The organism is Citricoccus zhacaiensis, from assembly GCF_014645315.1.
Classification (GTDB): domain Bacteria; phylum Actinomycetota; class Actinomycetes; order Actinomycetales; family Micrococcaceae; genus Citricoccus; species Citricoccus zhacaiensis.
Map to the genome: position 1 here is coordinate 1 of NZ_BMLQ01000005.1, position 23,756 is coordinate 23,756.

Annotated in this window: 25 protein-coding genes; 8 read left to right on the forward strand and 17 right to left on the reverse strand. The window is 69.6% G+C overall.

Going from position 1 to position 23,756, the window contains the following annotated elements; genetic code table 11:
• Positions 1 to 112: 112 nt before the first annotated feature.
• The 5 genes from IEX49_RS09120 to IEX49_RS09140 all read right to left on the reverse strand — a co-directional run bounded on the left by IEX49_RS09120 (position 113) and on the right by IEX49_RS09140 (position 3,609).
• Entirely contained in the window at positions 113 to 898 is a 786-nt protein-coding gene (locus tag IEX49_RS09120) for an amino acid ABC transporter ATP-binding protein (protein WP_188805876.1), read from the reverse strand.
• Positions 899 to 907: 9 nt separating this feature from the next.
• Positions 908 to 1,693 (reverse strand): amino acid ABC transporter permease, encoded by a 786-nt coding sequence (locus IEX49_RS09125; RefSeq protein WP_188806122.1) that lies wholly within the window; start codon positions 1,691 to 1,693, stop codon positions 908 to 910.
• Between the two features lie 74 nt (positions 1,694 to 1,767).
• Positions 1,768 to 2,592 carry an ABC transporter substrate-binding protein gene (locus tag IEX49_RS09130; protein WP_188805877.1) on the reverse strand — a complete coding sequence of 275 codons (825 nt, stop codon included), beginning with the start codon at positions 2,590 to 2,592 and terminating at the stop codon, positions 1,768 to 1,770.
• Positions 2,593 to 2,727: 135 nt separating this feature from the next.
• On the reverse strand, positions 2,728 to 3,090 hold the full coding sequence (locus tag IEX49_RS09135) for a cupin domain-containing protein (protein WP_188805878.1): 363 nt from the start codon (positions 3,088 to 3,090) through the stop codon (positions 2,728 to 2,730).
• Positions 3,091 to 3,114: 24 nt separating this feature from the next.
• Positions 3,115 to 3,609, reverse strand: a complete 495-nt coding sequence (locus IEX49_RS09140) for a small multi-drug export protein (RefSeq protein ID WP_188805879.1) — start codon at positions 3,607 to 3,609, stop codon at positions 3,115 to 3,117.
• Between the two features lie 184 nt (positions 3,610 to 3,793).
• Here IEX49_RS09140 and IEX49_RS09145 point away from each other — a divergent pair, with 184 nt between their 5' ends.
• On the forward strand, positions 3,794 to 5,161 hold the full coding sequence (locus IEX49_RS09145; protein WP_188805880.1) for a sensor histidine kinase: 1,368 nt from the start codon (positions 3,794 to 3,796) through the stop codon (positions 5,159 to 5,161).
• Positions 5,158 to 5,760 carry a response regulator transcription factor gene (locus tag IEX49_RS09150; protein WP_188805881.1) on the forward strand — a complete coding sequence of 201 codons (603 nt, stop codon included), beginning with the start codon at positions 5,158 to 5,160 and terminating at the stop codon, positions 5,758 to 5,760. The genes IEX49_RS09145 and IEX49_RS09150 overlap by 4 nt, the downstream gene beginning before the upstream one ends.
• Here the strand turns inward: IEX49_RS09150 and IEX49_RS09155 are convergent.
• Positions 5,757 to 6,884, reverse strand: coding sequence for a YihY/virulence factor BrkB family protein (locus IEX49_RS09155; protein ID WP_188805882.1), 1,128 nt, complete (start codon positions 6,882 to 6,884; stop codon positions 5,757 to 5,759). The two genes, IEX49_RS09150 and IEX49_RS09155, sit on opposite strands and share 4 nt — an antisense overlap.
• Before the next feature lie 115 nt (positions 6,885 to 6,999).
• Between IEX49_RS09155 and IEX49_RS09160 the strand changes: the two genes are divergently transcribed.
• Both IEX49_RS09160 and clpB read left to right on the forward strand, forming a co-directional pair.
• Positions 7,000 to 7,908 (forward strand): hypothetical protein, encoded by a 909-nt coding sequence (locus IEX49_RS09160; protein ID WP_188805883.1) that lies wholly within the window; start codon positions 7,000 to 7,002, stop codon positions 7,906 to 7,908.
• Positions 7,909 to 8,106: 198 nt separating this feature from the next.
• Entirely contained in the window at positions 8,107 to 10,743 is a 2,637-nt protein-coding gene (gene clpB / locus IEX49_RS09165) for an ATP-dependent chaperone ClpB (RefSeq protein ID WP_188805884.1), read from the forward strand.
• A 6-nt stretch (positions 10,744 to 10,749) separates the two neighbouring features.
• Here the strand turns inward: clpB and IEX49_RS09170 are convergent, their stop codons facing one another.
• Positions 10,750 to 11,475 (reverse strand): hypothetical protein, encoded by a 726-nt coding sequence (locus IEX49_RS09170; protein ID WP_188805885.1) that lies wholly within the window; start codon positions 11,473 to 11,475, stop codon positions 10,750 to 10,752.
• A gap of 161 nt (positions 11,476 to 11,636) precedes the next feature.
• Here IEX49_RS09170 and IEX49_RS09175 point away from each other — a divergent pair, with 161 nt between their 5' ends.
• Both IEX49_RS09175 and IEX49_RS09180 read left to right on the forward strand, forming a co-directional pair.
• Positions 11,637 to 11,849: a DUF3073 domain-containing protein gene (locus IEX49_RS09175; protein ID WP_188805886.1), complete on the forward strand. Its 213-nt coding sequence runs from the start codon at positions 11,637 to 11,639 to the stop codon at positions 11,847 to 11,849.
• Positions 11,850 to 11,932: 83 nt separating this feature from the next.
• Positions 11,933 to 12,883, forward strand: a complete 951-nt coding sequence (locus IEX49_RS09180) for a Sir2 family NAD-dependent protein deacetylase (RefSeq protein WP_229672488.1) — start codon at positions 11,933 to 11,935, stop codon at positions 12,881 to 12,883.
• Between the two features lie 23 nt (positions 12,884 to 12,906).
• On the opposite strand, the gene purM is transcribed toward IEX49_RS09180, so the two are convergent.
• The 4 genes from purM to IEX49_RS09200 form a co-directional block, all read right to left on the reverse strand.
• Complete coding sequence (gene purM, locus IEX49_RS09185; RefSeq protein WP_188806125.1) at positions 12,907 to 14,091, reverse strand: phosphoribosylformylglycinamidine cyclo-ligase; 1,185 nt, start codon at positions 14,089 to 14,091, stop codon at positions 12,907 to 12,909.
• A gap of 35 nt (positions 14,092 to 14,126) precedes the next feature.
• Entirely contained in the window at positions 14,127 to 15,740 is a 1,614-nt protein-coding gene (purF, locus tag IEX49_RS09190) for an amidophosphoribosyltransferase (protein WP_188806124.1), read from the reverse strand.
• Positions 15,730 to 16,212, reverse strand: a complete 483-nt coding sequence (locus IEX49_RS09195) for a DUF2273 domain-containing protein (RefSeq protein WP_188805887.1) — start codon at positions 16,210 to 16,212, stop codon at positions 15,730 to 15,732. The genes purF and IEX49_RS09195 overlap by 11 nt, the downstream gene beginning before the upstream one ends.
• A gap of 72 nt (positions 16,213 to 16,284) precedes the next feature.
• The gene (locus tag IEX49_RS09200; RefSeq protein WP_188805888.1) at positions 16,285 to 17,661 is read right to left on the reverse strand and encodes a hypothetical protein; all 1,377 of its coding nucleotides are present in this window, start codon (positions 17,659 to 17,661) and stop codon (positions 16,285 to 16,287) included.
• Between the two features lie 258 nt (positions 17,662 to 17,919).
• Here IEX49_RS09200 and IEX49_RS09205 point away from each other — a divergent pair, with 258 nt between their 5' ends.
• Both IEX49_RS09205 and IEX49_RS09210 read left to right on the forward strand, forming a co-directional pair.
• Positions 17,920 to 18,486: a DUF1697 domain-containing protein gene (locus IEX49_RS09205; protein WP_188805889.1), complete on the forward strand. Its 567-nt coding sequence runs from the start codon at positions 17,920 to 17,922 to the stop codon at positions 18,484 to 18,486.
• 240 nt (positions 18,487 to 18,726) lie between these two features.
• Complete coding sequence (locus tag IEX49_RS09210) at positions 18,727 to 19,023, forward strand: hypothetical protein (protein ID WP_188805890.1); 297 nt, start codon at positions 18,727 to 18,729, stop codon at positions 19,021 to 19,023.
• Between the two features lie 122 nt (positions 19,024 to 19,145).
• Here IEX49_RS09210 and IEX49_RS09215 read toward each other — a convergent pair whose 3' ends face one another.
• From IEX49_RS09215 to IEX49_RS09240, 6 genes are all read right to left on the reverse strand, one after another.
• Positions 19,146 to 19,832 carry a DsbA family protein gene (locus tag IEX49_RS09215; RefSeq protein WP_229672490.1) on the reverse strand — a complete coding sequence of 229 codons (687 nt, stop codon included), beginning with the start codon at positions 19,830 to 19,832 and terminating at the stop codon, positions 19,146 to 19,148.
• Positions 19,833 to 19,877: 45 nt separating this feature from the next.
• Positions 19,878 to 20,603 carry a cation efflux transmembrane domain-containing protein gene (locus IEX49_RS09220; RefSeq protein WP_188805891.1) on the reverse strand — a complete coding sequence of 242 codons (726 nt, stop codon included), beginning with the start codon at positions 20,601 to 20,603 and terminating at the stop codon, positions 19,878 to 19,880.
• The gene (locus tag IEX49_RS09225) at positions 20,600 to 20,941 is read right to left on the reverse strand and encodes an ArsR/SmtB family transcription factor (protein WP_229672491.1); all 342 of its coding nucleotides are present in this window, start codon (positions 20,939 to 20,941) and stop codon (positions 20,600 to 20,602) included. The genes IEX49_RS09220 and IEX49_RS09225 overlap by 4 nt, the downstream gene beginning before the upstream one ends.
• A gap of 170 nt (positions 20,942 to 21,111) precedes the next feature.
• Positions 21,112 to 21,516, reverse strand: a complete 405-nt coding sequence (locus IEX49_RS09230) for a sterol carrier family protein (RefSeq protein ID WP_188805893.1) — start codon at positions 21,514 to 21,516, stop codon at positions 21,112 to 21,114.
• 17 nt (positions 21,517 to 21,533) lie between these two features.
• Positions 21,534 to 22,613: an asparaginase gene (locus tag IEX49_RS09235; protein ID WP_188805894.1), complete on the reverse strand. Its 1,080-nt coding sequence runs from the start codon at positions 22,611 to 22,613 to the stop codon at positions 21,534 to 21,536.
• 21 nt (positions 22,614 to 22,634) lie between these two features.
• On the reverse strand, positions 22,635 to 23,705 hold the full coding sequence (locus tag IEX49_RS09240; RefSeq protein WP_229672493.1) for an asparaginase: 1,071 nt from the start codon (positions 23,703 to 23,705) through the stop codon (positions 22,635 to 22,637).
• Between the last annotated feature and the right edge of the window lie 51 nt (positions 23,706 to 23,756).

Below are 23,756 nucleotides of genomic sequence, written 5' to 3' on the forward strand. Positions count from 1 at the left end.
TTAGCGTGAGTCACGAAGACCTCCGTGGTCAGGATGCGAGTGTGGTAACCCACATCCTGCCCGGAGGTCTTCGCCTTACCTCAGCCGTTCACAACCTCCCGGGGAAGTACACCTAGAGCTCGACGTCGGTCGGGTTCAGGACCCGGCGCAGGAAGTCCTGGGTCCGCGGCTGGGTGGGGGAGCCGATGACCTGCTCGGCCGGGCCCTCCTCGACGACCACGCCGCCGTCCATGAACACAACGCGGTCCGCGACCTCGCGGGCGAAGCCCATCTCGTGGGTGACCACGAGCATGGTCATCCCGGCGCCGGCCAGGCCACGCATCACGGAAAGCACCTCGCCCACGGTCTCCGGGTCCAGGGCGGAGGTCGGCTCATCGAAGAGCATCAGCTCCGGGTCCATGGACAGCGCGCGGGCGATGGCCACGCGCTGCTGCTGGCCGCCGGAGAGCTGGTCGGGATAGCGATCCTCGAAGCCGTCCAGGCCCACGCGGCGCAGGTTCTCGCGTGCGACGCCGGCCGCCTCGGCCTTGCCGCGGCGGAGCACCTTGACCTGGGCCACCGTGCAGTTCTCCAGCACGGACAGGTGCGGGAACAGGTTGAACTGCTGGAACACCATGCCGACGTGGCGCCGCATGGCGTTCAGGTCCACCTCCGGATCGGTGGCGTCGAAGCCGGACACAGCCACCGTGCCCTGGTTGGGGGCCTCCAGCAGGTTCACGCAGCGCAGCAGGGTGGACTTGCCCGAGCCGGAGGGGCCGATCAGGCACACCACCTCGCCGGGGGCCACGGTCAGGTCGATGCCCTTGAGGACCTCATTGGAGCCGTAGGACTTGTGCAGGCCGGTGATGGCGACGCCGCCGGCGCGGATGGCGCTGGCGTGGCTGGTGGTCTCGGTCATCGTGGCCTCTCAGACGCGCGTGCGGTTGGTGCGCGATTCGAACTTCCGCGCCAGCAGGGACAGGGGAACGGTGATGATCAGGTACATGACACCGGCCACGAGCACCGGGGTCAGGCCGGCGTCCAGGGCGGTGATGCCGTCCCGGCCGAACTTGGTGAGCTCGTACTCGTGCGCGGCCAGTCCCAGAACATAGACGAGGGAGGAGTCCTTGGTCAGCAGGATGACCTCGTTGGTCAGGGGCGGCAGCACCAGGCGGAAGGCCTGGGGGATGACAATCGTGACCATGGCGCGCCAGGCCGGCATGCCCAGGGAGCGGGCGGCCTCCGCCTGTCCCTTCGGGACGGCCTGCAGACCGGCGCGCAGGGTCTCGGCGATGTAGGCCGAGGAGACCATGCCCAGGGAGGCCATCACCACGAGGGGGATGGGCCACTGGACGCCGAAGGCGAAGGGCACGCCGTAGCCGAAGGCGATGAAGACGAGCAGGGCGGGCAGGCCGCGGAAGAGCTCGATGTAGGCCGTCGCCAGCCAGCGGTACGGCGGGAAGGAGGAGAGCCGCATCAGGGCCAGCAGCGTACCGCCCAGCAGGCCGACCACGAACGAGGACGCCGTGTAGAGCAGGGTGTTGCCCAGGCCCACCAGGATGATGTCCGGGAACAGCGGGCCGATCTCCGCGAAGTTGAAGACGGACTGGCCCAGGGTCGGCCAATCCATGACGGCTATGAGAACCACGATGGCCAGCACGAAGACGCCGGCCTGCAGGCCGAGTGAGAGCTGGCGGCGCCGCCGGTTGCTCATCGTTCGGCCCTTCTCCGGGCTGCTGCCCGGAGAGGGGTTGGGACCCGGCGCCGGGCCGGTGGTGTTGACGGTGCTCACTGATCGCCCTCCGTTGCTGCCTCGCCGAACCAGCGAACGCGGGACTCGTCGAGGGTGCCGTCCTCTTCCATGCCCTGCAGCGACGCGTTCACGGCGGACAGCAGTTTCGCCTTGTCCGGGGCCACGGCCACGCCGAGCTGCTCACCGGTGGGAAGCTCGGCAACCACCTCGTACTGGGGGTCGTCCTTGACGTTGTAGAGCACCACGGACTGGTTGCCGAGCACGGCCTCCACGGTGCCGGCCCGCAGGGCCTCCATCTGCATGCCGCCGTCCTCGAACTGGATCGGGGCCAATCCGTTCTCCTCGGCGAAGGTCTCGCCGGTGGTGGCGGCCTGGACGCCCACGCGTTTGCCCTGGGCCGATTCCAGGTCGGTGATGCCGGACCCCTCCTCGGCCACGAGCACCAGGTCGTCGTCCAGATAGGGGACGGAGAACGCCATGATCTGCTGCCGGGCCTCGGTGATGGAGATCGAGGAGGCGTTGATGTCGCAGCCGGTCAGTGAGGAGCCGGACTCGATGGCCTCGAAGGAGGAGTCCACCACGGAGAGGGGGACACCGAGGTCGTCGGCGATCCGCTGGACGATGTCGATGTCATACCCGACGAGGTCGTTGCCCTGCATGAACTCGAAGGGCGGGTACGGGATATCGGCACAGACGGTGAGCTGGCCGGGGTTGACCAGATCGAGGCTGTCGACCAGGGGCGAGGATTCGCCGGTCTCGGAACCACCGAGCTGCGGGCCGAGCACGGCACATCCGCTCAGGGCCAGTGAACCGGCTCCCAGGACGGCCACCAGGGCGAGTCGGGTGCGGGACGGGGTCATGAAGGGTCTTCCGGTGCGGGGGGCCCTGCTGCGGTGCAGGGCGTCGAGACGGACAGTCTACCGGGAAGAGGTGAGGGCCACCGGGTGGTCCGGCGGGCAGCCTGCCGGGATGATGGGTGCCGCGCGCCACGGGGGTCAGTCCCCGTGGCTGCCCTCGTCCACCCCGGTCACGGTGGTCAGCAGGAAGACGCTGTCCTCCCGGGCCGTCACTCCGTGGCGTTCCTTCGTGAGCTGGACGAGTTGGCCCTGCTCCAGGTGCAGATTCGCTCCGGATCCGGCCGTGACGTCCACCGCGCCGATCAGCACCTGCAGCGTGGCGGCGGGCGGCGCGTTGTGGTCCGCCAGTTGGGCCCCGGACTTCAGGGCGATGATCGACTGGCGCAGGTGGCCGTCCCGCAACAGCAGGTCACCGTGCCGGCCGTGCGGGTTGTCCAGGGCGGCTTCCAGCGTGGTGCGGGTCAGCGCCGTCAGGTCGTGGGGTCCCGGCGAGTAGGTCATGGTGTCACCGTAGCCCGCGCCGGCTCAGGCCACCACGGAGAGCACACCGTAGAAGAGCATCCCGAACACGGTGGAGTAGAGGACGATGGCCACGGCCTGCCAGGTGATGACCCGCCCCTTGGTGATACCGAAGGAGGTCAACGCGGCGGCGGTGAAGTGGGTCGGCAGCAGGAAGGGGCCGAGCAGGGAGACGCCGGGGACGCCGTACTTGTCCAGCGCGCGGCGGACCTTCTGCTGCTTCTCCGAGGCCGGCTTCGGGGTCTTGCCGGCGGCGATCCGGCGGTTGATGATCGCGGCGCGGATCTTCTCGAAGGACAGGACGATCACCACCACGATCGCCACGTTGGCGAGGATGGCCACCGGGATGGCGAGCCAGGGCTCCATGCCGGCGATGATGCCGACGATGGCGGCGCCCTCGCCCTCGATATAGGGGATGAAGGCGGCGAGCACGACTCCGAGGAATCGCAGGGCGCTCGGCAGGGACTCGGTGAAGGACTGGATGTTGGCGAGGATGTCCATGGTGCTGCCTTTCGGTGCCGCGGCCGGTGTGACGGCCCCGATGCGGGTGGTCCGCTGTACTGCGGTTGGTGTGCTTCCAGCCTCGTCGGGCTGGCGGGTCAGCGGCAGTGTCCGGCTGTCACCTCTTCACGGGTGAGAGTCACCGCGCCGCCGTGACAGTTGTCATCGGCCTACTGTGGGAACCGTGAGCACGCCAGAACCGTCCGCGAGCCGACGCTCGGGGCAATTCCCCTCGACGGCGCCCGGCCGTCCCGCCCGCGGAGTCCGGGCCACCTGGTGGTACACCTACTCCTCGATGGCCTTCTTTGCCCTGTTCATGGCCTTCATCACGGCGTCCATGCTGCTGTACTTCCACCGTGAGGCCGGCGGGCAGACCTGGTGGCCGGTGGTCACCGCCGCCATCCTGACGTGGGTGGCCGGACTCACCCAGGTCTACGTCACCTGGCTGGTGCGGGCGGGCATGGGGGCGGGCTGGCCCCGCCCGTGGGCCACCGCGCTCCTGGTGGCGCCCGCGGCGCTGGTGTGGGTGCTGACGCTCTGGATGCCGGGCGGAGGGTTCCCCGGGGCGATCCCGCTGTGGCTGGCCGCCAACGTCCTGTCCATCCTGGTCCACGGCGTGACCCGGAGGCTGGTCCTCGCCGCCGGGGTCGTCCTGTTCGCGGGCCACTGGTGGGCCGGTGCCCACCTCACGGGGGTGGTGGTACCCGCCGGGGAGGCCGCGCGGCAGATGCCACCGTTGGTCTTCTTCGTGATCTTCGTCCCGGTGGTCTTCCTCTTCTCCGCCTGGTGGTGGAACATCGTGGTCCAGCTTGACGTGGCCCGCCGGGATGCCGCCCAGCTGGCGGTGGCCAGGGAGCGGCTCCGGTTCGCCTCGGACCTGCACGACATCCAGGGACACCACCTGCAGGTCATCGCCCTCAAAGCCGAATTGGCGGAGCGACTGATGGGCGCTGGGAAGCCCGACGCCGCGGCGGAGAACATCCACGAGGTCCGGACGATTGCGCGCACCGCCCTGGAGGAGACGCGCTCGCTGGTGCGCAACCTGCGTGAGGTCTCCCTTGAGGAGGAGATCGCCAACGCCAAGGACGTCCTCGAGGCATCCAGCGCCACCGTCACCGTCCGGGGGATCCTCGTGGAGGATCCTGCTGCGCGCACCCTGTTCGGCCTGGCCGTCCGTGAGGGCGCCACCAACATCCTGCGCCATGCCGCCTCCGCCACGAAGGTGTCCATCACCCTGGAGGCCGTCGACGACGGTCTGCGGCTGGCCATGGTGAACGACGGCGTCGAGGCGCCCGCCGGTCACGACGGCAACGAAGGCAACCACGTCAACGATGGCGCCGGGGCACCCGGCGGCCACGGGGTACGCGGGGTGGGCGGGCCGGCGTCGGGCACGGGGTTGTCCGGACTGAACCGACGGTTCGCCTCCTCCGGGGGGTCGGTGACCGGCCGGTACTGCGACGGCGCCTTCGTCCTCGAGGCCCGGTTGCCCGCAGTGCCGGGCCGGGTCACTGAAGAATCCTCCACCGTCCAACCGAAGGAGCCGACCCCATGATCCGCTTGCTGATCGCCGATGACGAGGTGCTGATCCGCGGCGCGCTCGAGACCCTGCTGGGCCTGGAGGAGGACTTCGAGGTGGTGGCCGGCGTGGACAACGGGATCCAGGCTGTGGCCGCCGCCCGGGACCTGGCGCCGGATGTCTGCCTGCTGGACCTGGAGATGCCGGAGATGGACGGTGTGGAGGCCGCCGGGCAGATCCTGCGGCAGGTGGCCACGAAGGTCATCATCGTGACCCGGCACGCCCGGCCCGGGGTGCTGCGGCGGGCCCTGAGCGAGAAGGTGTCCGGCTTCGTGCCGAAATCCACGCCGGCCGAGGAGCTGGCCAAGGTGATCCGGGACGTGGCCGCCGGCAAGCGGTATGTGGACCCGGACATCGCCGCCACGGCCCTCGGCGGGGAGCGGAGCCCCCTGACGGACCGGGAGCTGGACGTGCTGCGGGCCGGCCGGGATGCGGCCACTGTGCAGCAGATCGCCGAGCGGCTGCACCTGGCGCCGGGCACGGTGCGCAACTACCTGTCCTCGGCCATGGGCAAGCTCGGGGTGGGGACCCGGCGGGAGGCCTCGCAGATGGCCTGGGAGCAGGGCTGGATCTAGCCGGCGTCGTAGGGTGCGCCGGTGGAGATCTCGCGGTCCACGGCGTCGATGGACCACAGGGTGTCGGCCTCGGCGACCCAGGGACTCCTGGACAGTGTGACCGGTTCGCCGGTGCGGACGGACTCGGCCACGGCCCGGGCGGTCGTGCGGGCCTTGGCGGCGTCCTCGTCGAGGAATTCCAGCACCCCGGTGTGCCGGGTCCGCAGCTGCAGGGTCTCCGCGGCCGGCAGCCCGGCGGCCAGCTGGCGGCCGCGCAACAGCTCGGCGTCGAAAGCGGCGCCGGCCACGAGGACGATGAAGCCCAGCCACACCACCACCAGGAGGACGACGAGGCTGTTCAGGGTGCCGAGGATTTCGTCGAAGGGTCCGGACAGGTCAGCGAGCCAGCCGAGCACGATGGTCATGGCGAACAGGACGAGCACGGCGGTGAGCCCACCCCAGGACAACCAGCGGAAGCGGGGCTGCACCACGTTGGGGCCGCGGTGGTAGGCGAGAGTGACGGCCAACACCAGAACGGCCAGGATGACCGGCCACTTCAGGGCGTTCCAGGTGGCGACCGTGGCTGTCGTGAGGCCGAGGACGCTGCCCAGCCGTTCGGAGAGCCCGCCGCCGATCAGCACAAGCAGCAGGACCGCGATCATGGCGATCATCAGCACGAGGGTCTCGACGAAGATCACCGCGCGGAACCACAGGAACTGCCGGCCTTCACGGGTGTCGTGGATGCGGTGCATCGCCCGGTGGAAGGACGCCAGGGCGTTCGAGGCGGCGATGATGGAGCCGATCAGGCCGAGGACGAGGCCGACCACCCCGCCCGAGGTGTTGGCCAGAGCCAGCAGGGCCGACGTGACGACGTTCGGGTCCACGCCCGGCATGAGCTCATGCACCAGTTCGGCGCCCGTGAACACGGTCTCGTCCTCGAGCCCCAGTAAGGACACGATCGAGACCATCGAGATCGCCGCCGGCACCGTGGAAAGCAGCGTGTAGAAGGTCATGGAACCGGCCACGTCCCACACCTGGATGTCCACCAGTTTCATGATGGTCCGGCGGATCACGTGGAACAGGGTCACCCGGGGCCGCAGGTAGGTATGCGCCGGTGCCGGACGGCGGAGCAGTCGGCGGGGCATGCTACCGAGGGTACCCCCGGGCGTCCGGCCACGGCCGCACGCACCTGTCTCGGGCCAGCCAGCGGACGGTGGGAGGATGGAGACCTCACCACACATCGCATCATCGAGGGAAAACATGACCACTGACCTGCACCGACGCCGACCGAGAACCTCCACGCCGACTGCCGCCCGAGACTCTTTCGGCACCGAACCCCGGACCGCTTCCCGGGCCATGAGCACCGGCCTGCCCCTGCGGGCCGCCGGACTGCTGGCGGCGTCCACGCTGGTGCTGACCGGTTGCGTCTCGATCAACGTGGACGGCAAGGCCTCCGAGTCTCCGGTCTCGTCCAGCTCCGCGCCCAGTGCCGGCTCGCCCACGTCGTCGGCGGATGCAGCCTCCGAGTCGGCAACCGACGGCGCCGGAGCCACCGGAGATGCCGGAAACACTGCCGGGGCCGCGGACGAGGGTTTCGTGGCACTCACCCTCCCCGAGCAGGACTTTCCCGTGGGGACCGTCCTCTCGAAGGAGGAGTCCCTGGTGGCCGGAGCCCCGTTCACCATGAACCTCAACCTGACCGGGTTCACCCCCGAGGGCGAGTGCGCGGTGCTCCTGGACGGGATCAACGCCTTCGAGACCCAGGCCGTCCAGGGGGCCACCTCCGTCTACGAGACCGACCTGGGGACGGTCAACACCACCGGTTCGGCAGCGCCGAGCGTCCAGCTGCTGGTGGCGCAGACTGCCGAGCCGATGGAGATTATGGGTATCTACTCCGAACTGCCCACTGCCTGCGGAACCCTGGAGAGTGACGAACAGGCCGGAGCCACTGCCACCTTCGAGCAATTGGGCGGCCTGGATGCCACCTACCTCACGATCTCGGACGGTCAGGGCGGGGAGTCGACGCTGGTGGCCGGCGGCCGCTCCCTGGGTGACCACCACGTCTACGGTGTGCTCAGCGGTGTGTCGCGAGGGGACGCCGAGGCCATCCTGCAAGCCCAGGTCGATCACGTGGAAGCCGTGCTGCAGGACGCTGGCGCCACGGTCTGAGTCGGGTCGAATCGGCGATGGACCGGGATGCATGACGCGGGGCAGATGAGGGGCATAAGAAGGGGAAAAGTGGGGGAATAGCGGGTATCAGAACCGGGTTGAGTTAAGTACACTCAACTTTGAGTATCGACCCGAATCACAGACCCGTTTCACCGTCAGACGCCCCGCATGTCATGAGCGGCGGCAGAAAGGACCAGCATGGACGCCAAATTCACCACGAAGAGCCAAGAGGTGCTGTCCGGGGCGGCGATGAACGCCTCCACCCTCGGCAACCCCCAGATCGAACCGGCACACCTGCTCAAGGCGCTGATGGACCAGCGCGGCTCCGTGGCCGTCGCGGTCCTCAAGGCCGCCGGCGTGGACCCGGACGTCGTCTCCGCCGCCGCCTCCACCGCCATCAAGGAGCTGCCCGCCAGCTCCGGCTCCTCCGTGGCACAGGCCCAGCTGTCCCGCCAGGCGCTGCTGGTGGTCCAGGCGGCGCAACAGCAGGCCGAGGCTTTGGGGGATGACTACGTCTCCACCGAGCACCTCGTGCTCGGCCTCGCCGCCGACGCCGGCAAGGCCGGCACCGCCCTGCGCGATGCCGGTGCCAGCGTGGAGGCGCTCTCCGCCGCCGTCAAGGAGGTGCGCGGGGACACCCGCGTGACCACACCGGATCCGGAGAACACCTTCCAGGCCCTGGAGAAGTACGGCACCGACCTCACGGAGATCGCCCGCGCCGGCAAGCTCGACCCGGTCATCGGCCGCGATTCGGAGATCCGCCGCGTGGTGCAGGTGCTCTCCCGCCGCACCAAGAACAACCCGGTGCTCATCGGTGAGCCCGGCGTCGGCAAGACTGCCGTGGTGGAGGGCCTCGCCCAGCGCATGGTGGCCGGGGACGTCCCCGAATCTTTGCGCGGCAAGACCCTGATCTCCCTGGACCTGGGATCCATGATCGCCGGGGCAAAGTACCGCGGTGAGTTCGAGGAGCGCCTGAAGTCCGTCCTGGAGGAGATCAAGGCCTCGGACGGGCAGATCGTCACCTTCATCGATGAGATCCACACCGTCGTCGGCGCCGGTGCCTCCGAGGGCGCCATGGACGCCGGCAACATGCTCAAGCCCATGCTGGCCCGCGGCGAGCTGCGCCTGATCGGCGCCACCACCCTGGACGAGTACCGCGAGAACATCGAGAAGGACCCGGCACTGGAGCGCCGGTTCCAGCAGGTCTACGTGGGGGAGCCGACCGTGGATGACACGATCGCCATCCTGCGCGGGCTCAAGGAACGCTACGAGGCCCACCACAAGGTGGCCATCGCCGACTCCGCCCTGGTGGCCGCCGCCAACCTCTCGGACCGGTACATCTCCGGCCGCCAGCTGCCGGACAAGGCCATCGACCTGGTGGACGAGTCCGCTTCCCGGTTGCGCATGGAGATCGACTCGGCTCCCGAGGAGATCGACCAGCTGCGCCGCTCGGTGGACCGGCTGACCATGGAGGAACTGGCGCTCGCGGATGAATCGGATCCCGCCTCCGTGGAGCGGCTGGCCGCCCTGCGCGAGGAGATGGCCAATCAGAAGGAGGAACTCGCGGCACTCAATGCCCAGTGGGAGTCCGAGAAGGCCAACCTCAACCAGGCCGGTGACCTGCGCGTGAAGCTTGACGAGTTGCGCTCCGCGGCGGACAAGGCCCAGCGGGACGGTGACCTGGCCGAGGCCTCGCGGATTCTCTACGGAGAGATCCCCGCGCTGGAGAAGCAACTCCAGGCCGCCGTGGAGGCCGAGTCCGGTTCCGGCGGCGGGCCGGGAGGCCAGCAGCACGCCGGACCGTCCATGGTGTCCGAGGAGGTCACCGCGGACGACATCGCGGAGGTCATCTCGGCCTGGACCGGCATCCCGGCCGGGCGCATGCTGCAGTCCGAGCAGGACAAGCTGCTGTCCATGGAGGACCACCTCGGTGAGCGGCTGATCGGCCAGCGGAAAGCGGTGTCATCGGTGTCCGACGCCGTCCGGCGGTCCCGCGCCGGAATCGCCGACCCGGACCGCCCCACGGGCTCGTTCCTGTTCCTCGGCCCCACGGGCGTGGGCAAGACCGAACTGGCGAAGTCGCTCGCGGCATTCCTGTTCGATGATGATCACGCGATGGTCCGCATCGACATGTCCGAGTACTCGGAGAAGCACACGGTGTCCCGGCTCGTCGGTGCCCCTCCGGGGTACGTGGGCCACGAGGAGGGCGGGCAGCTGACCGAACTCGTGCGGCGCCGCCCCTACTCGGTGATCCTGCTGGACGAGGTGGAGAAGGCCCACCCCGAGGTCTTCGACATCCTGTTGCAGGTGCTCGACGACGGCCGCCTCACCGACGGCCAGGGCCGCACCGTGGACTTCCGCAACGTCATCCTGATCATGACGTCCAACCTGGGCTCGCAGTTCCTGGTGGACCAGAGCCTGGACGAGGCGGGGAAGAGGGACGCGGTCATGAGGGTGGTCAACTCCTCCTTCAAGCCTGAGTTCCTCAACCGGCTGGACGACATCATCATGTTCGATCCGCTGTCCATCGAGGACCTCACGAGGATCGTGGACCTGCAGGTGGACGCACTCGCGGCCCGCCTGGCCTCACGCCGGCTGTCCCTGGAGGTCACCGACGCCGCGCGGGAGTGGCTGGCCCTGACCGGATTCGATCCGGCCTACGGTGCCCGGCCGCTGCGCCGCCTGGTGCAACGCGAGATCGGTGATCAGCTCGCCCGGGCCCTGCTCTCCGGCACCATCGCCGATGGGGACACGGTCCTGGTGGACCGCGCCGCGGGCGAGGGGCCTGAAGCCGAGGAACAGGACCGCCTCTCCGTCACCCGGAAGGCCGGCTGACGTCAGCTAACCATCCACGTGGTCTGTCCAGTCCTCCAGGACGGGCTCCGCCACGAGGGAGGCGTTCAGGGTCCCGTCATGGGCCACTGCGAGGCAGTCCACGCGGCGGTCGCCCTCGTCCCACGTGCCCTGGGTGGGGTGGGAGATCTCGACGATGACCTGGGCGTTCGGAGCGCTGTCCAGTTCGATCGTGGCGCAGAAGCGCTCGGCGGCCGCCTGCATGTCCTCGGGGAAGGCGCGGCCGGTGGGCCAGAGCTTGCGGCCGATCAGCTGGGCCTCGTGATCGCGGTTGCACTCCACCACGGTGGAGGGTTCGCCCACCGACTCGAAGTCTGTCAGACAGTCGCCGGGCACGATCTGGGCTGGGGGCACCTCGCGGGCCACGATTCCGTCCAACCCGGGTTCGGCGTTGCGGGACACGGTCGGCCCGGGCTCGAAAGTCTCACCGGACGGGCCGTTCTGTGCAGAGTTCAGCAGCGGCCAGAGGACAAACACGGCCAGGGCCACCACCAAGGCGCCGATGGCGATCCACCAGCCGCGCTGCCGCCGGGGCTGGGGCGCCGGGGTGGTCTCCGGCTGACGGGGCGGCAGGTAGGGGACGTAGCGATCGCCGGAGCCGGCGGCCTCGGCCGTCTCAGGGGCCTCCGGCGACTCCGAGGTCTCTGTTGTGTCGGTGGGTTCGGGGGCGTCAGGGGTTGACTCGTCGCCGGACCCGTCCGGGCGTGTGTCCATGGTCATGGTCCTTTCGGTGCCGTCACGCTGGCAGGCGGCTCCAAGGGGTGCTGAAACATGTTAACCTAGTGTCCACGAACCATCATGATCAGTGCATACTCCGGACCAGCCCTGCCTAGGGGCTGACAGCACGGGGACGGACAACAAAGGGGGTCACGCTCATGGGGCGCGGCCGTCAAAAGGCAAAAGCAACCAAGCAGGCCCGGGACATGAAGTATTTCTCCCCGGCCACTGATTTGTCGGCACTGGAGCGTGAGCTGGCCGGCAACAGCGGTTCCAGCCATGACGATGACCAGTACATCGACTACGCGGACAAGTACGCGGACTACGTGAAGGATGCCGAGGAGGACGACGATCCCCGCACGCAGGGTTGATCGTCGCCATGTCGACTGAGCCACCATCCGCCGAGCCTCCTCGGAGCACGTCGGCGACGGCGGACACCGCCGATTCGGTGGAGATGACAGAAGGCTTTCCGGGCACCACCCTGCTCCCGAGCCATCCGGCAGCTAACGGTCACCGGGCTGCCCTGCGCTCGATCGCGCGCATCGTGGAGGACGCGGCCCCGCCGCAGGATCCCGCCATCGCGCGAGCGGGCATTTTGGACCTGTTGCGGGAGCACCACCCGCTGGTGATCACCGGCGCGGGCATCTCCACGGACTCCGGCATCCCCGACTATCGCGGACCGCAGGGGTCGCTGCGGCGGCACCGGCCGATGACCTACCAGGAGTTCCGGCACGACGACGGCGCTCGGCACCGCTATTGGGCGCGGTCCTTCGTGGGCTGGCGGCAGATGGACGCCGCCTCCCCGAACCCGGCCCACCACATCCTGGCGGGCTGGCAGCGCGCCGGGATCCTGGCCGGCGTCGTGACCCAGAACGTGGACGGACTGCACGCCGCGGCGGGCACCCCGGGCCTGGTGGCCCTGCACGGGGACCTGGACCGGGTCAGCTGCCTGAACTGCGGGGCCCTGGAGGACCGCCGGTCCTTCGATGCCCGGCTGGTCGAGGCGAATCCCGGTTACCTCGAGGCCGTCCAGGTGGACCCGCTCATGGTCAATCCGGACGGGGACGTGACGCTGGGACCGGAGTGGGTGGACCGGTTCCACCTGGTCGGCTGCCGGGTGTGCGGTTCGGTGGAGCTGAAGCCGGACGTGGTCTACTTCGGCGAGAGCGTGCCGGCCGAACGGAAGGCCGCCGCCCGCCAGGCGTTCGAACGGGCCGGCTCCGTCCTGGCGATCGGCACGTCGCTGGCCGTCATGAGCGGTTTCAAGTTCGTCCTGGACGCAGAGAAGGCGGGCAAGCCGGTGGCGGTCCTCAACGGCGGCCCCACGCGCGCCGATACGAAGGCCGCCTTCCGCTGGCGCACGCGCCTGGCCCCTGCGCTGGCGTGGCTGGACGCCCGGCTCTGACCCTTCCCGAACTCGGTAGCGCGTCAGGCCGTGGCGTAGTCTCCGGTCAGCAGCACCGCTCCGCCGTCCACGCCCTTGGCGCCCTGCATGAAATCGGCTCCGGCGTTCCGGGCCTCGTCCGTCACGCGGCCCACGGTGCCGGCGACCCAGGAGGTCAGGCCGCGGGCATTGAGCCGGGCCAGGGCCTCGTCGGCGGCGGCGGGATCCACCACGGCGACCATGCCGACGCCGAGGTTCAGGGTGCGCTCCAGGTCCTCGAGCGGGACGCGCCCGAGCTGGCCGACGAGGGAGAACACGGCCGGCAGTGACCAGGTCCCCCGGTCCACGGTGGCCATCAGGCCCTGGGGGAGCACGCGGGCCAGGTTGGCCGCGAGCCCGCCGCCGGTGACGTGGGAGAACCCGTGCAGGGCAGGCTCGCCAGAGGCGGTGGTCACCGCGCCCGCGGCACCGGCGACGGGGTCGCCATTGAGGTGGCGCATCACGTCGAGGCAGTCGGCCGTGTAGATGCGCGTGGGTTCGAGCAGCTCCTCGCCGAGCGTGCGGCCCAGGTCGGTGACCTCACGGTCGAGGGACCAGCCGGCGTCGTTGATGACGCGGCGGACCAGGGAGTATCCGTTGGAGTGGATGCCGGAGGAGGCCATGGCGATGACCACGTCCCCGTCACGCACGCGTTCAGGGCCGAGCAGGGCGGAGGCCTCGACCACGCCGGTGGCGGCACCGGCGACGTCATACTCGTCCACGCCCAGCAGGCCGGGGTGCTCGGCGGTCTCTCCGCCCACCAGGGCGGTGCCGGCAGCCTGGCAGCCCAGGGCGATGCCGCGGACGATGTCCGCGATGCGCTCGGGAACCACCTTGCCGCAGGCGATGTAGTCGGTCATGAACAGCGGTTCGGCGCCGACCACCACGATGTCGTCCACGACCATGCCCACCAGGTCGAAGCCGATCGTGTCGTGCTTGTCCAGCGCCTGCGCGATCGCGACCTTGGTGCCGACGCCGTCCGTGGAGGTCGCCAGCAGTGGCTTCGAGTACTTCAGCAGCGGCGAGACGTCGTAGAGCCCGGCGAAGCCGCCCACGCCGCCGATGACGGAGTCGTTGTGGGTGGCCTTCAGTGCGTCCTTCATCAACTCGACGGCCAGGTCACCGGCCTCCACGTCCACGCCGGCGGAGGCGTAGGTGGTCCCGGGTGCGGACTCGGCGGCGCCGGGCACTGCGCCGGTCGAATCGTGGGGGTGCTCGGAAGCGGTCACAGCGGGGTCCTGTCGGTTGCGGTCAGCAGGTCTTCAAGGGAGGATCCGGGGCCCGGGTCCCCGCCGACGGCGCCGGGGCGCTCCTCCGGGTCCACCGTGGACTCCGGATCGGTGACGGGGCTGGACGTGGCCGCGGATGCCGCGGCGGCGACCGGCCGCTCCAGCAGGTGCTTGCCACGCTCGTCCTCGCTGGGCAGCGGGATCGGGTAGTCACCGGTGAAGCAGGCCGTGCACAGCGAGCGGCGGGGCTGTTCGGTGGCCTCGATCATGCCCTCGGCGGAGATGTACTCCAGGGAATCGGCCCCGATCGAGGCGGCGATCTCCGCGACCCCCGCACCGTTGGCGATCAGCTCGGCGCGCGAGGCGAAGTCGATCCCGTAGAAGCAGGGCCACTTGATGGGCGGCGAGGAGATCCGCACGTGCACCTCGGCGGCGCCGGCCTCCTTGAGCATCCGGACCACCGCGCGCTGGGTGTTGCCGCGCACGATCGAATCGTCCACCACCACCACACGCTTGCCGGACACCACGGCGGGCTGGACGTTGAGTTTGAGCCGGATGCCGAGCTGGCGCAGGGTCTGCGAGGGCTGGATGAAGGTGCGGCCCACATAGGAGTTCTTGACGAAGCCCTGGCCGAACGGGATGCCGGACTCCTCGGCGTAGCCCACCGCGGCGGGCGTGCCGGACTCTGGGACCGGGATGACGACGTCGGCCTCCACCGGGTTCTCCCGGGCCAGCGCGCGCCCCATGGCCCCGCGCGACTCGTACACGGAGCGGCCGCTGATGGTGGCGTCCGGGCGGGCGAGGTAGACGTACTCGAACACGCAGTGCGCCGGCTTGGACTCGGCGAACCGGGTGGAGCGGATGCCCTCCTCGTCGATGGCGATGAGCTCGCCGGGAGCGACCTCACGGATGAAGGAAGCGCCCACCGTGGCCAGGGCGGACTGCTCGGAGGCCACCACCCAGCCTCGCTCGAGGCGGCCGAGCACCAGCGGGCGCACGCCCTGCGGGTCCCGTGCGGCGTAGAGGGTGTGCTCGTTCATGAAGACGAAGGAGAAGGCCCCGCGGATCAGCGGGAGCAGCTCGGTGGCCGTCTGCTCGAGGGTGGAGCCCTCCTCACCCTGCAGCAGGGCCGTGACGAGCGCGGTGTCCGTGGTGTTGCCCTGGGCCATCTCGCCCCGGGTCTGCTTGCCGTAGCGGCCCTGCACCATCCGGTAGAGCTCGGCCGAGTTCACCAGGTTGCCGTTGTGGCCCAGGGCCACGGTGCCGCCCGCGGTGGCGCCGAGGGTCGGCTGGGCGTTCTCCCAGTTGTTGCCGCCGGTGGTCGAGTACCGGCAGTGCCCGACGGCGATGTGCCCGGTCAGGGTGTTCAAGGTCGCCTCGTCGAAGACCTGGGAGACGAGCCCCAGGTCCTTGTACACGGAGATCCGCTTGCCGTCCGAGGTGGCGATGCCCGCGGACTCCTGCCCCCGGTGCTGCAGGGCATACAGGCCGTAGTAGGCGAGCTTGGAGACCTCCTCGCCGGGGGCCCAGACGCCGAACACCCCGCATTCGTCCTGGGGACTCTTCTCATGGGGGTCGAGGTCGTGTGTCAGCAGGCCGTCACCGCGCATCTTGATCACGTCCCCCATTCTCCCACTTGTCCGTCCACTGCTGCAGGTCGTGGTCCTGGACGGCGTAATCGGCGTCCTCATAGCTGTCCACGGACTGTGCGGTCACGGTATAGGTGTGCTTCTTCGACCTGCGGTCCAGCACCAGCCAGACGATCGCTCCGATCCCCACACCGAGGATGCCGAAGATCACCAGGAAGTACCCGAAGGTGGAACCGAAGGTGAACTCGGGGTTGGCCTCGCCGAAAGCAGTCACCAGCAGCGCGATGATGGCGCCGAGCAGGGCACCCCCGATCAGGAACACCTGCACCTTCGGGGCCCGGCGGACCACCAGGGTACGGCGGTTGAGGGCATCCTCCTGCGGGGAGCCCATGCCGGGCCGGACCGTCTCAGGCCTGTTCTGATCCGGCGTGCTGGGTTCGTCTGCCGGGGTGCCAGCGGGGGTGTCCGCGGAACCGTCGGGGGGAAAAGTCATGCCTTCCATGGTACGGGGCGCAACAGGTCGAATCCGCCGTGGGTCGGACACGTTCGCGGCGCGGAGGTGAGGCTACAGGTAGGGGTTGCGGACGGCGTCGACGTCAGCGTCGGTCGTCTCCGTGAACAACGGCTCCGTCGGCTCGGGCAGCTGCAGGGTGGGCCGGGCCGAGAGTACGGCGACCAGCCCGGATCCCAGCGCCATGAGCAGCAGGATGGCGGCTGTGATGACGCTGATCAGGGCCGCTCCGGCAGACTGGAACGGGATGAAGGTCGCGGCCGCCACGAACACCAGGGCGGTGGCGATGACGGAGGACCGTGCTGCTCCGGAGGTGTAGCGCCCGGTGAACGCGGAGATCAGCACCCCGATCAGGCCGACGAGCGCCACGAGGGCGGCCACCAGCAAGCCGATGACCAGGGCGCCGAGCATCGCCCAGCCGCCACCGGCCAGCCCGCCGAACAGCAGGGCCACCGGGATCACGAGGATCGAGGCTGGAACGCCCAGCTCGCCGACCAGGTGCCCGGCCCGCGGCACCCCCGTCCCGGCGAGCGCGCGGAAGTCCAGCACGGCCCCGGCCACGGCGGCGATGGCAAGAACCACGGCGAAGACCAGCGGCAGCCAGGCACCCATACCGGTCTGGACGACGTCTAGCAGCGGCAGGATGAGCGCCAGGCAGGCCAGGCCCAGCGGGGTGGCCAGGTGGCGCAGGAACCGCCGGGCGGTGCCCTCCATCGCGGTCGCGGCGTCGGCGGCCTTTCCGGCCGGGCCGTCGTCGGGCACAAGTGTTCCGCCGACTTCTCTGCCGGCGCCTTCGTGACCCGCCAGCTCCGTGCCCGGGGAGCGGCGCAGGAGCACGACGGCGGCCCCCAGGCCCACGAGTGCCAACACCCCGCCCAGGGCGGAGGCGATGGTGAGCCCCGAGGGGGTGAGGGCCAACAGCGGGATCGCTCCCCAGGCCAGCAGCGCTGCCGGCGGGGCGATGGCCGCCAGAATGCGTGTTGCGGTGCCGGGGCCCCGTGGGGCATGGCGCGCGGCCACGGCGCCGGCCACCACGGCGGTGGCGGCCAGTAGCAGTCCGGCCAGGGAGAGGGTCTGTAGTACGGCGTTGTAGCCCTCGATGCCGATCGCGCGGTCGACCACGCCGAGGGGTATGAAAGTCCGGATGGCCAACAGGATCAGGGCGGCGGCCAGGGCCACGGATGCAAGGGTCTGGGCCGCCTGGCCGCTCGGGCCCGCCTGCCGGTCCCGGAGGGCCAGCGTCAGGCCGAGGACCCCTAGGAGCCCGACGACGGCGGCGAGTGTGTAGCTCAGAACCCAGAGCCCACCGTCCACCGCCCCGGGTGATGCGCTGCTGGCGATCACCGCCCAGGTCACGAGCGAGACCAGGACGGCGCCCATGGTGTGCAGGGCGACGGCGGCGGGCAGGGTCAGGTGTCTCGCGGTCTTCACGGTGGTTCCCCCTCAGGATGCGTGCTCCCACCGTATCCCGAGGGTCCGCCGTGGGCTCGGGTCAGTACGTGTCCCGCCCGCGGGCTCCGATGACGCGGCTGGTGGGGCAAAAAAAGACCGCGATACTCATGTTCCGATAGCCGATCGGCTTGCGAGACGGCGCGGTGCGTTCTCCTCGTGAAACGAGACCTGATGAGACGGCTGAGGACGGTCTTCCAAGCGAGAGGGATACCCTATGGAATCTGACAGAATGTGGTCATGCGCACCCACGTCGGCCTCATGCGCGGCATTAACGTCGGAGGGCACAACCGGTTGGCGATGTCGGATCTACGCGAGATCGTGACGGGTCTCGGCTTCAGTGATGTCGTGACCTACATACAGAGCGGAAACGTGGTGTTCAGCTGCATCGAGACTGATTGCACGCAACTCTCCACCCAGCTCGAGCAGGCGATAACTGATCGGTCAAGCGTGCGAACGGGTGTCGTCGTGCTGTCTCGGCCTCAGCTGAGGTCAGTGGTGGCGGACAACCCCTACCCGCAAGAGACCAACCCGAAGTGCCTGCACGTGGTGTTCCACAGGGATCAGATCAGCCGCGCCACAGCCGAAACCGTGACGGCAGCTGTGCAGCGAGCCCGGGGCAAGGGCAGTCGCGACGATGCCACCGTGATCGGCAGCTCCCTGTACCTGCGCACCCCAGATGGCCTGGGTCGTAGCGTGCTGGCGGCCGAACTGTCCCGCCCACCGGCCGCCACGGCCACGGAGGTGGTCAACACTATGCGCAACTGGGCGACAGTGACGCGGCTGATGGCGCTTCTCGACGATTGACTCGCAACACCAGCTTGCCAGGGTGCAGCGGACGCTTGAGTACGACGCTCAGCCGGGATTGAGGTGGGCCTCTTCGAACAACGATCCCGCAGCGTGACGGGTCAGCCAGTCGCCGACCCTTGCGATTGCCCACGTCATCGCAAAGATCAACCCATCCCTTGTCATCGGTCGCCACTCGAATCCAGTAACGGTTGGATTGTGGCCACGATGAGGACGGCACCCCGCGTCTAATCTAGTTGGATGGATGACCTGGAGTTCTCGATCGATGACGAGCTGTTCCGTGTGAGCCAGAGGCGGCAACCCACCGGGATGATGAGCTATGACTTCGCTTGGCTCAACGGACCGGACAACGGCAAGTACGGCTTCACCGTGGGCTTCTCGGTCGCTTGGTCGGACCCCAGGGCACAAAGGGCACCGGAGCAACTAATGGATGAGGCGCGTGGCTTCATCGAAGGGTTCTATGAACCTGGTGGCATCGGGGAGGAAGACTTTCCCGACCACACCCCAGATCGCACCCGCAGGACGGGCGATCAATAGACGATCCCGCACCGAGACTCGGGTCTTAATGCGAACCATGGAAGGGGCAGAGGTCGAGGGCGCGGTTGTCCGGCGTCGAAGGGGCGTCCTGTGAACCGCAGAGATAAGTGGGCGGGTGGTGGTTAGTCCTGGGTGGCGGCGTCGACGGCGGCGGTGAACTCATCCAGGGAGTCCGGCTGCAGGGGCTTTCCGTCCAAGTAGAAGGTGGGGGTGCCGACCACGCCCAGTGCGGTGCCGTCGGCCACGTCCAGCTCAATCCGCTGGCGGGTGGCAGGGTCGTCGACGGCGGCGTCGTAGGCGGCCATGTCCAGTCCCAGCTGTTCGGCGTAGCCGCGGAACACGGCGCTCTGGTCCTGCTGGTTGTGGCTCCACTGGGTCTGGGTCTGGAACATCTGCTGGTACATCGGCTCGTAGGCGCCCTGCTGGGCGGCGGCCTCCACGGCGATCGCGGCGGTCATCGAGTTCGGGTGCCCGGGCAGCGGGAAGTAGCGGTGCACGACGGTGAGCGTGTCCGCGTACTCGGTCCGGAGGTCTTCGATGAAGGGGTAGGCCGCGGCGCAGGCCTCGCACTCGTAGTCCAGGAACTCCACCAGCAGGGCCTTCTCGTCCGGGGCCTTTGAGAGCATTCGGCCGTTTTCCCGCACCAGCTGGCCGGCGTCGTCCGGGGCCGCGGTGGTGTTGGCGCTTCGGGAAACGAGAACACCGATGACCACACCGAGGGCCACCACACCCAGCAGAATCCAAAAGACGGTCTTGGCCCGGCCGGCGCGGCTGGCCTGGCGGGGCGTCGTGGCAGCGGTGGAGTTCACAAGTGGTCCAATCGGTGCAGATAAGGGTTCAGGGAGAGCACCCGGTCAGTGGGTGCAGCACGAACAGCTACCGTCGCAACCGTCGGAGCCGGAAGAGTCGGAGCCAGGATCGTCCGCGGCGCCGGTGAGCACGGAGACGGGGGTGCAGCAGGCGTCCCCGCGCCAGGCCTCGATCCCCTCCCGGACGGCGAAGCCGGCGATCACCAGGGCCGCGATCGGATCGGCCCAGGACCAGCCGAGAAGGCTATTCAGCAGCAGCCCGACCAGCAGCACGGCCGAGAGGTAGGAGCAGATCAAGGTCTGCTTGGAGTCCGCCACGGCCGAGGCCGAGCCCAGTTCCCGGCCGGTGCGCCGCTCGAACCAGGACAGCCCGGGCATGATGATCACGCTGACCGCGGCCAGCGCGATCCCCACCGTGGAGTGCTCCGGCTCCGCGGCGTTGAGCAAGGACCGCACGGCGTCGACGGTCACGAAGGCGGCGAGCCCGAAGAATGAGATCGCGATCAGGCGCAGCGCCGGCTTCTCCCGGCGGTTCGGGTCCGGGCCGGCGAACTGCCAGGCCACCGCGGCGGCGGAGAGGACCTCGACGATCGAATCCAACCCGAACCCGATCAGCGCCGAGGAGGAAGCCACGGTGCCGGCGGTCAGGGCGACCACGGCCTCGATGACGTTGTAGGTGATGGTCGCGGCGACCACCCAGCGAATCCGCCGGTGCAGTACCGCCCGACGGGCCCCAGTCAGGGGCCGAGGTGTGAGCGAGAGGCTGGTCATCGGCAGGTGCATCCTTTCGGGGTGCAGCAGTCCGGGTCGACGGTGACCACCAGCTCCAGCAAGTCTCCCAGGGCCGAGCCGATGCGCTCGTCCGTGAGCCGGTACCAGGTGCTGCGGCCGGCCGGGTCGCCCTCCACCAGGCCACAGCCGCGCAGGCAGGCCAGCTGGTTGGACATCACTTGCTTCGAGACCTCGAGCCGGGCGGCCAGCTCCGAGGGCCGGGCCGGACCTTCGCGCAGGGCCAGCAGGATCCCGGTGCGGGTCCCGTCCGAGATCGCGTGCCCGAGTCGGGACAGCGCCGAGGCATGGGTATCGGTCACCGTGGTGAATGTGGTCACGCCTCGATAGTACATGGATTCATGTACTGAAATTGACACTCGTGCGGGCCGCTCAGCGGGCGCTCAATGACACATGCGTGGACAGATCTGTTCGCCTCATGATGCAACGTGGGCTGCGCCGGTGACCATTGCCCCGGGTTCAGGGTGGTCAGCGGCCGTACCGCAGACAGTCAGGGCCGCAGTGGCATCCAATCGGACAGGTTGGCGCGGGAACCGGAGGCGAGTACCTTCCCGGTCCCGACGGCGGCCTCCCAGTCGGTGAGCCCTGTGGCCAGCTCCAGCCACGTCGCCGGATCCATCTCGACGACGTTCGGTGGAGTGCCGCGCGTGTGGCGCGGGCCCTCGACGCACTGGCAGACCCCGAACGGGGGCACCCTGACCTCCACGGAGTTCCCTGGGGCCCGGGTGGCCAGCTCCTCCAGGGTGTAGCGGACGGCGGTGGCCCGGGTGCTGCGGGGCAGGGCGGCGGCGCCCTCCGCCCCGTCCGCCCCGTCCGCTCCAGCCGAGCGGGCACGGAACCAGGACTCGAGGGCGGCGCGGCCGTCGTCGTCGGAGATGCGGCGCTTGATGGACATGATTGTTGCCGTGCCGTTCAGTCCAGCAGGTCCAGGACGGGGCGGGCCAGCTGGACCCGGCCGACGGGCTTGCCGCGGCCGAGGATCTTCGGCGCCACGGTGTCCAGGACGCCCGGCAGGGCCTCGAGGTCGATCTGTGTGGGGGCGAACTGGGCCAGCAGGACCAGGGCGACGAGGTTGCCGGCGCGCGTGCCGCCGTCGAGCGCTTTGACGGCCACCGCCGTGCCGTCCTGCGCGGCCATGACCATGACGCCGTCCGCGCCGAGCTTGGCCAGCACCCCGAGCTCGCGGATGACCACCGTGTTCGTGTTGGTCTCGCCGTGCACGGCCCACGGGTGCTCCAGCATGGCCGTGGCCACGGAGGCAGCATGCACCTCGGAGTCGCGGCGGTGCGGAGCCGCGGCGACTTTGCCGATGCCGCGGGCCAGGCCATTCAGGGACAGCACGGGGGCTGGCGCACCGCAGCCGTCCACGCCCCAGTGGGCCACCGGTTCGCCGCAGTACTCCTCGAGGACGGCGGCCACCTCACGTTGGACGGGGTGGTCGAGGTCCAGATAGGTGCTCACGTCGTGCCCGCCGTGCTTGGCGGCCGAGAGGAAACCGGCGTGCTTGCCGGAGCAGTTGTAGGCCAGCGGGGTCTGGAGGGGACCGCCGGGGCCGGCGTCCCCGGCCATCTCGATGATCCCGGCCGGATCCGCGGGCCAGGCCGGCGGGCACTGCAGGAAGGATTCGTCCATGCCGGCGTAGGACAGGACCGTGGCAGCCGTCTGGCGATGGCGGGCCGTCCCGCGGTGCGACCCGCAGGCCAGCGCGATCTGTTCCTCGACCAGCCGGGCCCCGTGCCGCAGGGACGCGATGGCCTGCAGCGGCTTGAGCGTGGAGCGCGGGTAGACCAGCGAGGCCGGGCTGCCGAGGGAGGCCAGCACCGAACCATCCGGTGCCGTCACCACGGCCGAACCGATAGTACGGGACTCGATGAACCCGTTGCGGACCACGTGCACCAGTTCCACGGCCTCGCCGACCGTGAAGGTGGCCGAGGGGCTCCGGGCGGTCTGGCGGGACTCGTGCAGGTCGGGATGCTGCTGCGGTGCGGGCATGGTCACTAGCTTGTCACTACTTCAGGCGGAGAGCACCTCAAGCACCGGATCCGCGAGTTCGGCGCGGCCGACCGGCTGGCCGCGGCCGAGGACCGTCGGTGTCACGGCGTCGAGGACGTTCCGCAGCGCCGGCAGGTCCACCTGATCCGGGGCGAAGTGGGCCAGGAGGTTGAGTGCCACGAGGTTGTTGGCCCGGGAGGCACCGTCCAGGGTCTTGACCGCCACGGCGGTACCGTCCGGTGCCGCCACCACCAGGATGCCGTCCGCCCCGGACTTGGCCAGCAGGCCGAGTTCACGCATGATCCGGGTGTTCGAGCTGTTCCTGCCCTGGACCGCCCACGGGTGGCGGAGCATGGAGACGGCCACCTGGATGGCATGGTCGTCGATTGGCAACCCCTGGGCGGCCCGTTCGGGGGCGGAAGCGACCCGGCCGAACCCGCGCGCCAGCCCGGCCAGGGCCAACCGTGGGGCCGGGCCGCCGCAGCCGTCCACACCGACGTGCACCGGTTCCGTGCCGCAGTAGTCCTCGATCACCCGGAGCACCTCCCGCTGCAGTGGATGGTCCGGTTCCAGGTAGTTCTCGGTCTCCAGGCCGGCGGCCACGCAGGCGGACAGCCAGGCGGCGTGCTTGCCGGAGCAATTGAAGGCCAGGCGGTTCGGGCGGGGGCCGTCCGGGCGCCGGGTGCGGGCGGCCATCTTCAGCAGCTCGCGGCGGTCCTTGGGCCAGGCGCGCGGACACTGCAGCGCCGTCTTGTCGAGGCCGGCCGCGGTCAGGATCTCCCGGACCAGGGCGCGGTGGCGGGAGGAGCCGCGGTGGGAGCCAGCGGCGATGGCGATGTGGCGGCTCTCCAGCGGGGCACCGAGGCGCAGGGAGGCGATGGCCTGCAGCGGCTTGAGGGCCGAGCGGCCGAACACCACGGCGTCGGCCGGACCCAGTGTGGCCAATACGCCGCCATCCGGGCCGGTGACCACGGCGGCGCCACTGTGGCGGGACTCCACCTGCCCATTGCGGGTCAGGTGGACCAGTTCTGCGGCGTCCTGCTGGGCGAAAACGCCGGGCGTGGTGCCGGACGCACCGGGCATGGTAGTCATGCTGTTCGTGAAGGACATGCGCTCATCGTGCTTGAGGAGCATGAGCCCCAG

Bases quoted from the DNA above. Each gene is read 5' to 3' on its own strand.
- IEX49_RS09150 (WP_188805881.1), top strand. From the start codon at position 5,158: ATGATCCGCTTGCTGATCGCCGATGACGAGGTGCTGATCCGCGGCGCG.
- IEX49_RS09205 (WP_188805889.1), top strand. From the start codon at position 17,920: ATGCGCACCCACGTCGGCCTCATGCGCGGCATTAACGTCGGAGGGCAC.
- IEX49_RS09210 (WP_188805890.1), top strand. From the start codon at position 18,727: ATGGATGACCTGGAGTTCTCGATCGATGACGAGCTGTTCCGTGTGAGC.
- IEX49_RS09125 (WP_188806122.1), bottom strand. From the start codon at position 1,693: ATGAGCAACCGGCGGCGCCGCCAGCTCTCACTCGGCCTGCAGGCCGGC.
- IEX49_RS09230 (WP_188805893.1), bottom strand. From the start codon at position 21,516: ATGTCCATCAAGCGCCGCATCTCCGACGACGACGGCCGCGCCGCCCTC.
- IEX49_RS09160 (WP_188805883.1), top strand. From the start codon at position 7,000: ATGACCACTGACCTGCACCGACGCCGACCGAGAACCTCCACGCCGACT.
- purF (WP_188806124.1), bottom strand. From the start codon at position 15,740: ATGCGCGGTGACGGCCTGCTGACACACGACCTCGACCCCCATGAGAAG.
- IEX49_RS09140 (WP_188805879.1), bottom strand. From the start codon at position 3,609: ATGGACATCCTCGCCAACATCCAGTCCTTCACCGAGTCCCTGCCGAGC.
- IEX49_RS09180 (WP_229672488.1), top strand. From the start codon at position 11,933: ATGACAGAAGGCTTTCCGGGCACCACCCTGCTCCCGAGCCATCCGGCA.
- IEX49_RS09170 (WP_188805885.1), bottom strand. From the start codon at position 11,475: ATGGACACACGCCCGGACGGGTCCGGCGACGAGTCAACCCCTGACGCC.
- IEX49_RS09195 (WP_188805887.1), bottom strand. From the start codon at position 16,212: ATGACTTTTCCCCCCGACGGTTCCGCGGACACCCCCGCTGGCACCCCG.
- IEX49_RS09130 (WP_188805877.1), bottom strand. From the start codon at position 2,592: ATGACCCCGTCCCGCACCCGACTCGCCCTGGTGGCCGTCCTGGGAGCC.
- IEX49_RS09235 (WP_188805894.1), bottom strand. From the start codon at position 22,613: ATGCCCGCACCGCAGCAGCATCCCGACCTGCACGAGTCCCGCCAGACC.
- IEX49_RS09120 (WP_188805876.1), bottom strand. From the start codon at position 898: ATGACCGAGACCACCAGCCACGCCAGCGCCATCCGCGCCGGCGGCGTC.
- IEX49_RS09135 (WP_188805878.1), bottom strand. From the start codon at position 3,090: ATGACCTACTCGCCGGGACCCCACGACCTGACGGCGCTGACCCGCACC.
- IEX49_RS09220 (WP_188805891.1), bottom strand. From the start codon at position 20,603: ATGACCAGCCTCTCGCTCACACCTCGGCCCCTGACTGGGGCCCGTCGG.
- clpB (WP_188805884.1), top strand. From the start codon at position 8,107: ATGGACGCCAAATTCACCACGAAGAGCCAAGAGGTGCTGTCCGGGGCG.
- IEX49_RS09240 (WP_229672493.1), bottom strand. From the start codon at position 23,705: ATGACTACCATGCCCGGTGCGTCCGGCACCACGCCCGGCGTTTTCGCC.
- IEX49_RS09155 (WP_188805882.1), bottom strand. From the start codon at position 6,884: ATGCCCCGCCGACTGCTCCGCCGTCCGGCACCGGCGCATACCTACCTG.
- IEX49_RS09175 (WP_188805886.1), top strand. From the start codon at position 11,637: ATGGGGCGCGGCCGTCAAAAGGCAAAAGCAACCAAGCAGGCCCGGGAC.